Genomic DNA, 8,923 nt, shown 5'->3' with positions numbered 1-8,923 from the left:
ACGGGTCCGCGCCCGAGCTGCCGCACGACGGGTGTCAACTGGTTACTGATCACCGCCGAACACGGCCAGGCGCACAGAAAGATCAAGATCGGGTCCGGTCGATCGCCGGGCCATGCCCTCCTCGCGAGGGCCGCCTCACGGCGCCAGCGGACCGCGTTCTCGGCGAATGCCAGGTTCTCAGCGAACGCCAGGCGTCACATCGACAGCGACCGCCGGGATGAACGGACAACCGGCTTCGTCAGCGCGCTGCACATGCCACTCCCCCTTGTGACCGTCCGAACACCAGAGTGTGGGCAAACCCAATTCGGACGAACGATCACGCTAGGGCATCCACCGCGGGTTTACAACATTCGCGCGGAGTGCAGTCGCCAGACGACTCAAGCATCATGCAGAATTAACCGTCCGCATACAGCTCACGCCTCCGGGTAACGATCATGATGTTAGGGAAGCGCGCTTTACCTTTCGCAGTGCGGCACGGGCCGGGCCGGCCCGACCGGCAGGCCGGATACTCTGCGGGTCGGTGGGCGGACCGGGTCGGTGGCGCGCTGGGCGTCCGGCCGGGAACCGACGTGAACACCGACAGGGAGCAGGGGCCGTGCGCGTGACCCACCTGGCGAGCGCGGCGATCGCTGTAGTGCTGGTGGCCGCGCTGTTCCTGGCCGTCCTGTGGCGTCCGGGGAGCGCAACCGACGTCCTCGGGGTCCGAGGTGCGGACATCTCGTTCGCGCCCCAGGAGGAGGCAGCGGGGACCGTCCTGTCCGACGGCGGACGGCAGCTTCCCGTCGAACGCATTCTCGCCGCCCATGGGGGGAACTACGTGCGGCTGCGGGTCTGGGTGAATCCGCCGGCCGGCTACAGCGACGAACGGTCGGTTCTGACGCTGGCCCGACGGGCCAGGGACGCTGGCCTGAAGATCCTGCTCGTGCCGCACTACTCGGATTTCTGGGCGGACCCACACGAGCAGGAACCGCCGGCGGCCTGGCGCGGGCTCGATCTGGCGGCGATGCGGAGCACGATCCGTGCCTACACTCGCGACCTGGTCGCGAAGCTTGCCGCGCAGGGCACCCCGATCGACATGATCCAGATCGGGAACGAGATCACCAATGGTTTCCTCTGGCCGCTCGGCTCGGTCCAGCAGGGCACACCCGAGGAATGGTCAAGACTCGCCGCGCTGGTGAACAGTGCCATCGAGGGCGCCCATGAGGGCATGCCGGGTCGAGCGCCACGGATCGTCCTCCACATCGACAGCGGCGGAGACGTCGGACGATCACGTTATTTCTTCGACAGTCTGATACACGCCGGCGTCACGTCATTCGACATCATCGGTCTGACCTACTATCCGTACTGGAACGGTTCACTCGCGAACCTGCGCTCGAATCTCGACATGCTGGCTGCGCGGTACCACCGAAAGGTGCTGATAACAGAGACCGCCTACCCGTGGACCGTGACCGGAACGAAGCCCGGCGACTGGGTGACCACCGCGGGCCAGCTACCGGACGGAAAATCCCTGCCCGCGACACCTGCCGGTCAGGAACAGTTCTTTGCGCGACTTCGCCAGATCCTGCACGATGTACCCGATCACCGCGGCCTGGGATTCCTCGTGTGGGAACCCGGCTGGCTCACGGTCGCCCCGAAGCCCGGCGAACCGCCGCCGGCCGCGAACCTGGCCATGTTCGACCGGCAGGGCAAAGCGCTCCCCAGCCTCGACGCGTTCAGACCGTAGCGCCAAGCGCCAGCACCGCGCCGGCCAGGCTGTCGCCGAGCGGAGTCAGCCGGTAGTCGACCTGCGCCAGGACGGTCGCGTAGACCGTCCGCTGGACGATGCCGTCCCGGCAGAGTCGGCGGGTGGCGAGGACGGTCCGCCGGGCGCGTCGGGGTCGGGCAGCGGTGGCGCGAGGACCGTCCGGTGGCGCGCCATCAGTTCCTGCGTCAGGAGCCGGTCGGGCAGGGCGCCGGTCCTGGCGACATGGTCCGCGACCTCGACGAAGTAGTCCTCGTAGCCGCTGGGGGTGAGGATCGCGACGTAGCGCGCCGGTTCGTCGAAGGGGTTGCCGAAACCATGGGCCAGCCGACGGCTGGCAAACACCGTCTCGCCAGCGACGGCGGTGTGGAAGCCATCCCCGACGCGGAACCGCAGCCGACCCTCGACCAGCACGAACGTTTCATCGTGGCCGTCGTGAACATGCGGGAGCGGTCCGGGCTGGCGCGGGCCCATCCGTCCTTCCAGCACGGTGAGTCGGCCGAGGGTGTCGCCGGCCGCGACCTTGACGAGCATCGACCAGTCCGGCAGGTCGATGCGACGGCCTTCGTGGGGCCCTCGGGCGAAACCCCGGACGGGCTGCGGTCCGGCCGGCGGCCACCCGTCCGACGGCTCGGCATCGAATGTCATAACCCAACTCTCCCACGAGCCTCAGTTCCTCACAGCAGCGCGGCGGCCAGGGTTCGCCATTCCTCGCGCCCGGCCAGCGTCGGCCGGCCAGGCGAAAGTAGGGAGAACCCCACCGGGCGGGATTGGCCAACCCCCCACCGAACACACCGGAAGGCAGGAGGTTGCAGAACGCCGGAAGCTCCTAACTTCAGGAACTGTGAAATCCAACCGAGAACCTCCTGACTTTCGCTGGCCGAGCCGCCTCCGGGCCGGAATCCTGGCATTGTCCGCAGTGGCAACTGCCATTGCGGTGGCGGCCGTGATCTGCGTGGACCCAGCGGCCGCCGCTGACCGGCGTGACCACCCCGGCGCACCGGAGCGCGGTGGCGAATCCGGACATGGCGTCGGATGGCGCGGGAGCGTCGTGTCGTGGAAACCTCTCGCGACCCTGGCCGATCGGGCCGATGTCGACAGCTTCCTCCGCAAGGAAAGCTTCGATGCCGGCACCGACCGGTACGGGGTCAGCACCTACCAGTTGGTGTACCGGACCGTCGACCCCGCCGGAACTCCGACCACGGCGAGTGGTCTGCTCGCCGTCCCCCGCAGTGACCAACGACTACTGGAGACGGTCTCCTTCGCGCACGGCACGGAGATATTCAAGGGCGATGCTCCCTCGACGTCGTCCGACGGATTTCTCACGGCCCCGCCGGTGACCTTCGCGTCCGCCGGTTTCGCCGCGGTGGCCCCCGACTACCTCGGCCTCGGTGTGGGACCGGGGCCGCACCCGTGGATGGATGTCCCGTCGGAAACCACCGCTTCCCTCGACCTGTTGCGGGCCGCCCGCACGTTTTTGGCCGGCCGCGGCATCCAGTTGCGACGCGAGGTGCTGGCCACCGGCTTTTCGCAGGGCGCGTCAGCGGCGCTGGGGCTGGGTCGAGCCCTCACCGACGGCGCCGACCCCTGGTTCCGCCTGGGCGCCCTCGCGCCGATCAGCGGTGCCTATGACTTTCAGAACTCCGAGATCCCGGCCGCTCTCGGGGGAGAGCTGAATCCCAAGTTCTCCACCGTCTACATGGCCTACCTGCTGGTCGCGTTCAACCGACTCCATCACCTCTACGACACGCCGGGCGAAGTCTTCCAGCCCCCCTACGTCAACATCGCCGATCTGTTCGACGGCACACACCCGGGTCTCGATGCTCTCAACGACACCCCCGACTCGCTGACCAGGCTGCTCACACCGCGGGGCCTCGCCCTGCTGGCCCATCCCACTGGCGCATTCGCGACCGCGCTGGCGGAGCTGGACAGCGTCTGTTCGGACTGGACTCCGACCGCCCCCGTCCGCCTGGAGCTCAGCCCCGGCGACGAGCAGGCCGCCAACGCCAACTCCACGGCCTGCCGGGACGAGTTCGCGGCTCGGGGAGTTCAGGTGCCACTCGTGGACATGGGCGTCAACCGCGACTACAGCGGCTTCGTCCACGAAGGTTCCGAACTGCTCGGCACCGCCGCCACGGCCCGCTGGTTCCTGACCCTGCGCTGACAGTCCACCCCATACCCCACCCCCACCCCACCCCCACCTCCATCTCACGATGTTCCGGACCGCTTCGCCGGCGCGTCCTGGGCGGCCAGGAGTTCGTCACCGTGGTCGGTGATCCAGTCGCCCAGCGCCCGTATCGGGCCGTCCACCAGGCTCTGCCCGAGCGGGGTCAGGGCGTAGTCGACCCGCGGCGGAGCCTGCGCGACGGCGTGGCGGGACACCAGTCCCTGGGCGCCGAGCCGGTGCAGCGCCTCGGTGAGGGCCTTGTCGCTCAGGCCACCGATCGCGACCCGCAGTTCGCGGCGCCGACGGGGGCCCGGTCGAAGGGCGACGAGCACGACCGGGTCCCAGGTGTGGGCGAACAGGTCGGTCGCCGCCCGCAGGCGGCAGTCGGCGACCAGCTCCTCACAGGCGACCAGCTCCTCACAGTCACGCCCACCCTCGCTCACCCCGCCATCGTCGCAGCTTCGCGCGCACCGACTGGTGCGCAACGGCTTCCATAGCGTTGCCGGCGAAGCGGTCCGCGCGAACGAGGAGACACCATGCGCATCGGGATACTGGGAACGGGCACCCTCGCGGAGGGCCTGGGGCGAGTGTGGGTCCAGGCCGGGCACGAGCTGGTGGTCAGCGGCCGGTCGCGGGCCAGGGCCGACGCGCTTGCCGAAAAGCTCGGCGGGCCGACGCGGGCGGCCACCCCGCGCGAGGCCGTCACCGGACGCGACGCCGTACTGCTCGCCGTGCTGTGGGCCGGCGTCGAGGACATCCTGCGCGACGCCGGCGCGGCGGACGGCAGCCTCGCCGGCACGCCGCTGATCGACCCGTCCAACGCGGTCGAGCACGGCGTTGGCGTCCTGCTCACCGAGCCGGGCAGTTCCGCGGCCGAGCGGATCGCCGCCCTGGCACCCGGCGCGCATGTCGTGAAGGCGCTGCATCTCTTCGCCGCCGACCAGTGGACTGCCCGTCCGGCCGGCGACGGCCACGACGGCCCGGCGCCCACGGTGGCGATCTGCGGCGACGAGGCGGCGGCGCTGCGCGTCACCAGCGAACTCATCCGCAGCCTCGGCGGCGTGCCGGCCGTCCTGGGGCCGCTCGCCCGCGCGCGCCAACTCGAGGAGGTCGCGGGCTTCGTCATCGGGCTGGCGTTCGCGGGCGTCGATCCGGCCTCCGCCGTCCCCCACGTCCCGGCGGGTCAGGTAACCACCTGACGATGACCGCCGGTGGGGCCGCATCATGACAACATCATCTAACGTCTCACACGCGGCCCGGCAGCCCGTCCCGCGACCACGGCGGCCCATACCATGAGGGGGAGAACCAGCAGCGAGTTGGCGATCATCAAGACGCCGACCACCCACTTCGGGCCGTCCATCACCGCGTTGACGAGCGCGCCCACTGCTGTCACTCCGAAGGCGCGCGAGGAGTACACCATCTGCGGGGCGGCGGCCAGGTGGCCTGCGTACCAGGCATCAGCGCTCCGCAACGTCGCTGGAGTCCGGATGCCGACAAACGCGTTCGGCCTGAGCGTGCCGGCAGCCATTTTGCGGGCCAGGACGAGAAACAAAACCGCCATGGCCGCCATCACACCGAATATGATCAGACTCCCGAGCACCGCTTCTTTCATCAGCAGCATTCCTTCGCGGAGTTCGCGCTGAAGTTCCGCGCGCCGGCGCCAAGCCTGAGCTGAAATCCGACGTTACCAGCGTCGCCAGCGGCATGCCGACTTCACCGTGTCGCGCCCCAACGCTCGTGGTAGGTGATGCTTTCCACGGGCGGTCGCGCCGCCGGGCGGAAATCGGTGCTGGTCAGCTGGGCGACCGGCAGCAGGGCCACCTGGGTGACGTCATCGGGAATGCCGAGCAGCGCGGCGACGGCGTCCGCATGGCCGTCGAGGTGCCAGCCGGTGATGGTGGTGCCGAGTCCGCGGCTGCGCAGCGCCAGCTGAAAGCTCCAGATCGCCGGATACATCGAGCCGTAGAAGGCGTTGGCTTCGGCCCCCGGACCGGCCGGACGGCCGATCATGGTCGCGAGGACGAACACCGGTACGCGGTCGAGAACGTCGAGCAGATGCCGCCCCGAGGCCAGGGTGCCCGGACTGACCAGATGCCCGAACCGGGCCAGGGCGGCGCGCGCCGGTTCCCGAACGTGCTCGGCCACGGCCGAGCGCGTCGCCTGGTCGCGGATGACCAGCCAGCGCATGTTCGACACCAACGCCCCGGCCGCGGGCGCCTGCACCGCGATCCGCAGGCATTCCGTGACGACTTCGGGTTCCACCGGCCGTTCGAGGTCCAGTTTGCGGCGCACCGAGCGGGTCGTGGTCAGCAGCATGTCAATGTCCATCAGGCTCGCTTCTCCCTCCGACTTACACCGTAAACTTACGGCGTAAGCATACGCCGTAAGTTCGCCTCTCGCGCCGTGGCCTAGAGTTAGAGAGGACCGGAGGCAGGGCGGAGGCTGGGGCTGGTGGGGCCGCTACGAGGCGAGGGACTCTCGCGGGACCGAATCCTCGACGCCGCGATCGACATCGCGGAGATCGACGGGCTCGGGGGCCTGTCCATGCGCCGCCTCGCCGCCCGACTCGGCGTCGAGGCGATGTCGCTGTACAACCACGTGGCTAGCAAGGGAGACATCCTCGACGGGCTGGCGAGCCGGGTCTTCGAGTCCATCGCGCTGCCGGATCCGAGCCTGCCGTGGGACGAGCGAATCCGGCTGCTGACCACCGCCGCCTATGAGGCGCTCGGCGCGCACCCCGTCGTCGTCCGCGCCCTCGCGACCGAACAGGCCAACCCCAGGTCGCTGGGGTCGTTGCGGGTGATTGACGCGATGCTCGGCGCGCTCCTGGACGCCGGCCTCACCGAGCAGGACGCCGTACGCCGGTACCGAGGCCTGCTCGGCCTCGTCTTCGGCTCCGTCCTGGTCGACGCCACCGACCCCGGTTCACCGCAAGAGCACTCCGAGTCGATCAACGACTGGTTCACCAGAGCGGTCACCGCCGACGCCCTGCCGAGTCTGCACCGGGCCCTGCCGGCGCTCATCAGCCTGGGCTGCCGGCTCGATTTCACCCACGAACTCGACCTTCTCCTCGACGGCCTGCGCGCCGCGGCGACCACCGCCGCGGGTGCGGGAGCGGGTGCGGGAGCGCCCAGTTCCGTCCAGGACAGACCCAGCAGTCACGGGCCGAGCAGCGCCAGCGGGACGACGGCGACGTCGTCGCGTCGGCGGTAGGCACGCTCGCCGGCGTAGAGAACGACAGCATCGATCAGGTCATCGCCGACGCGACGGCGAAGCCACTGGAGGTGTCTGACATCGGCGTCCTCGACACGGTCGGCCAGCTTGACCTCGATGGCGAGCACCCGGCCATCCTGGTGTTGCACGATCAGGTCCACTTCGTGGTCACCGGCCCGGGCAGACGGGTCAGAACGGCCGGGTCGGAAACCAGGATCTCGCGCTGAGCCGGGAGGATGAGGTCGATGATCGACACGGCCCGCCGCATCGCGGTCCTCGGCTGGGCGCGCCGCCGGTCGTCGCCATCTGGTCGCGACCTCGACGAAGTACTTCTCGTAGCCGCCGGGGTGAGAATGACGAGGTCAGTAGCGGGCGCCGACCACCTGGGCGCCGAGGGCGTCGAGCGCCGCCAGGTCGTCGCCGTCCAGGGTGATGGCGGGCGCGGCGGCGTTCTGCTCCAGCCACCGGCGACGCTTCGTGCCGGGAATCGGGACCACCGCGATACCGAGGCGAGCGGCCTGCCCGTGCACCCAGGCGAGCGCCACCTGCGCGGGAGCGACGTTCCTGCGGACGGCCACCTCGGTGACCCTCGCCGTGATCGCCTTGTTCGCCGCGCCCGCATCACCCGCGAACCGCGGATTGCCGCGGCGGAAATCGTTCTCGCCGAGCGAGGCGGCGCCGACCGTCGCGGTGAGGAAACCGCGTCCGAGCGGCGAGTAGGCCACCAGGGCGACATCCAGTTCCCGCAGGGCGTCAAGAACGTCCGTTTCTGGATCCCGGGTCCACAGGGAGTACTCGCTCTGCACCGCCGAGATCCGGTGCACGGCGTTCGCGCGCCGCAGCAGCGCGCCGTCGACCTCGGACAGGCCAAGGTGGCGCACCTTGCCCTCGGCGACCAGCTCGGCCATCGCCCCGACCGTCTCCTCTATCTGCGTGGTCTGCGGCGGCCGATGCAGGTAGTAAAGGTCGATGACGTCCACGCCGAGCCGCAGTAGCGAGGCCTCGCAGGCGCGCTTCACATATGCCCGCTCGCCGCGAATCACCCGCGCCCCGTCGCCGCCCGAGCGGTCGATGCCGAACTTGGTGGCCAGCTGCACCTGGTCGCGACGATCGTGGATCGCCCGACCCACCAACACCTCGTTGTGGCCGGCCCCGTAGACGTCGGCGGTGTCGAGAAACGTCACGCCCAGGTCGATCGCGCGATGGATCGTCGCGATCGATTCGTCCCAGTCGGCGGCGCCGTACCATTCGCTCATTCCCATGCAGCCCAGGCCCTGGGCTGAGACGGTCAGCCCGCCGATGGTCACCTCGCGCATGCTTACCGCTCCTCCTGTGCCGGACGGGTCATCCGGCGATAGCTGCAAATCTTGTTGTCCAACAACTCAAGACACTCCTGCTGCGCGACGAGCGCGGCCCGCACCACCTGTCGGTGTTCCTCAAGCAGGGCGAGCCGCTCGGCCTCGCCCGCGCCGGACCGGACGAGCACCGCGTAACGCTGCATGTCGCGCACCGACATACCGGTCGACCGCAGACGGACGAGCAGCAGAATCCATTCGACGTCACGCTCGCCGAACCGCCGGCGCCCATCGGCGCCGCGTTCGATCCGCTCGAGCAGGCCAATGCGCTCGTACCAGCGAAGGGTGTGCTCGGTGATGCCGGCCTTCACGGCGACCTCACGCGTCGTCCACGTCGTCACCAGCCGACCCTAGGCGTTGGAGTGAACTCCAACGCAAGCGCTTCCTACGTACCCGTCAGCCCGGTCACGGTGCTGAGGCGGTCGGCCGGACGTTGGCACGCTAGGC

Annotated in this window: 12 protein-coding genes; 4 read left to right on the top strand and 8 right to left on the bottom strand. The window is 69.6% G+C overall.

Features of this window, described 5'->3' with window-relative positions; genetic code table 11:
• Positions 1 to 595 precede the first annotated feature (595 nt).
• The gene (locus MXD60_RS14610) at positions 596 to 1,723 is read left to right on the top strand and encodes a glycoside hydrolase family 53 protein (protein ID WP_248819608.1); all 1,128 of its coding nucleotides are present in this window, start codon (positions 596 to 598) and stop codon (positions 1,721 to 1,723) included.
• Here MXD60_RS14610 and MXD60_RS30335 read toward each other — a convergent pair.
• Together MXD60_RS30335 and MXD60_RS30330 are read right to left on the bottom strand one after the other, a co-directional pair.
• Complete coding sequence (locus MXD60_RS30335) at positions 1,713 to 1,793, bottom strand: hypothetical protein (RefSeq protein ID WP_248819624.1); 81 nt, start codon at positions 1,791 to 1,793, stop codon at positions 1,713 to 1,715. The two genes, MXD60_RS14610 and MXD60_RS30335, sit on opposite strands and share 11 nt — an antisense overlap.
• Complete coding sequence (locus MXD60_RS30330; RefSeq protein ID WP_248819607.1) at positions 1,769 to 2,389, bottom strand: cupin domain-containing protein; 621 nt, start codon at positions 2,387 to 2,389, stop codon at positions 1,769 to 1,771. The genes MXD60_RS30335 and MXD60_RS30330 overlap by 25 nt, the downstream gene beginning before the upstream one ends.
• Positions 2,390 to 2,792: 403 nt before the next feature.
• Here MXD60_RS30330 and MXD60_RS14595 point away from each other — a divergent pair, with 403 nt between their 5' ends.
• Positions 2,793 to 3,905 (top strand): alpha/beta hydrolase family protein, encoded by a 1,113-nt coding sequence (locus tag MXD60_RS14595; protein WP_248819606.1) that lies wholly within the window; start codon positions 2,793 to 2,795, stop codon positions 3,903 to 3,905.
• 44 nt (positions 3,906 to 3,949) lie between these two features.
• Here MXD60_RS14595 and MXD60_RS14590 read toward each other — a convergent pair whose 3' ends face one another.
• A complete protein-coding gene (locus MXD60_RS14590; RefSeq protein WP_248819605.1) occupies positions 3,950 to 4,351 on the bottom strand; it encodes a winged helix-turn-helix transcriptional regulator in 402 nt (133 codons plus the stop codon).
• A gap of 93 nt (positions 4,352 to 4,444) precedes the next feature.
• Here MXD60_RS14590 and MXD60_RS14585 point away from each other — a divergent pair, with 93 nt between their 5' ends.
• Positions 4,445 to 5,107, top strand: a complete 663-nt coding sequence (locus MXD60_RS14585) for an NADPH-dependent F420 reductase (RefSeq protein WP_248819604.1) — start codon at positions 4,445 to 4,447, stop codon at positions 5,105 to 5,107.
• A 38-nt stretch (positions 5,108 to 5,145) separates the two neighbouring features.
• Here MXD60_RS14585 and MXD60_RS14580 read toward each other — a convergent pair whose 3' ends face one another.
• Positions 5,146 to 5,520: an SdpI family protein gene (locus MXD60_RS14580; RefSeq protein WP_248819603.1), complete on the bottom strand. Its 375-nt coding sequence runs from the start codon at positions 5,518 to 5,520 to the stop codon at positions 5,146 to 5,148.
• A gap of 101 nt (positions 5,521 to 5,621) precedes the next feature.
• Complete coding sequence (locus MXD60_RS14575; RefSeq protein ID WP_248819602.1) at positions 5,622 to 6,236, bottom strand: nitroreductase family protein; 615 nt, start codon at positions 6,234 to 6,236, stop codon at positions 5,622 to 5,624.
• Positions 6,237 to 6,359: 123 nt separating this feature from the next.
• On the opposite strand from MXD60_RS14575, the gene MXD60_RS14570 reads away from it, so the two are divergent.
• Positions 6,360 to 7,121 carry a TetR/AcrR family transcriptional regulator C-terminal domain-containing protein gene (locus tag MXD60_RS14570; RefSeq protein ID WP_248819601.1) on the top strand — a complete coding sequence of 254 codons (762 nt, stop codon included), beginning with the start codon at positions 6,360 to 6,362 and terminating at the stop codon, positions 7,119 to 7,121.
• On the opposite strand, the gene MXD60_RS14565 is transcribed toward MXD60_RS14570, so the two are convergent.
• The 3 genes from MXD60_RS14565 to MXD60_RS14555 all read right to left on the bottom strand — a co-directional run bounded on the left by MXD60_RS14565 (position 7,067) and on the right by MXD60_RS14555 (position 8,817).
• On the bottom strand, positions 7,067 to 7,249 hold the full coding sequence (locus MXD60_RS14565) for a DUF4143 domain-containing protein (protein WP_248819600.1): 183 nt from the start codon (positions 7,247 to 7,249) through the stop codon (positions 7,067 to 7,069). The two genes, MXD60_RS14570 and MXD60_RS14565, sit on opposite strands and share 55 nt — an antisense overlap.
• 234 nt (positions 7,250 to 7,483) lie before the next feature.
• A complete protein-coding gene (locus MXD60_RS14560; RefSeq protein ID WP_248819599.1) occupies positions 7,484 to 8,437 on the bottom strand; it encodes an aldo/keto reductase in 954 nt (317 codons plus the stop codon).
• 2 nt (positions 8,438 to 8,439) lie between these two features.
• Positions 8,440 to 8,817 (bottom strand): MerR family transcriptional regulator, encoded by a 378-nt coding sequence (locus tag MXD60_RS14555; protein WP_248819598.1) that lies wholly within the window; start codon positions 8,815 to 8,817, stop codon positions 8,440 to 8,442.
• Positions 8,818 to 8,923: the final 106 nt, after the last annotated feature.

Source organism: Frankia sp. AgB32 (assembly GCF_023243045.1).
In the GTDB taxonomy this organism is placed as follows: Bacteria; Actinomycetota; Actinomycetes; order Frankiales; family Frankiaceae; genus Frankia.
This window is presented reverse-complemented; position numbering and strand designations above follow the sequence as displayed.

What these genes read in the sequence shown, in the direction of transcription:
- MXD60_RS14560 (WP_248819599.1), bottom strand. Translation starts at nt 8,437, where the DNA reads ATGCGCGAGGTGACCATCGGCGGGCTGACCGTCTCAGCCCAGGGCCTG.
- MXD60_RS14580 (WP_248819603.1), bottom strand. Translation starts at nt 5,520, where the DNA reads ATGAAAGAAGCGGTGCTCGGGAGTCTGATCATATTCGGTGTGATGGCG.
- MXD60_RS14585 (WP_248819604.1), top strand. Translation starts at nt 4,445, where the DNA reads ATGCGCATCGGGATACTGGGAACGGGCACCCTCGCGGAGGGCCTGGGG.
- MXD60_RS14575 (WP_248819602.1), bottom strand. Translation starts at nt 6,236, where the DNA reads ATGGACATTGACATGCTGCTGACCACGACCCGCTCGGTGCGCCGCAAA.
- MXD60_RS30330 (WP_248819607.1), bottom strand. Translation starts at nt 2,389, where the DNA reads ATGACATTCGATGCCGAGCCGTCGGACGGGTGGCCGCCGGCCGGACCG.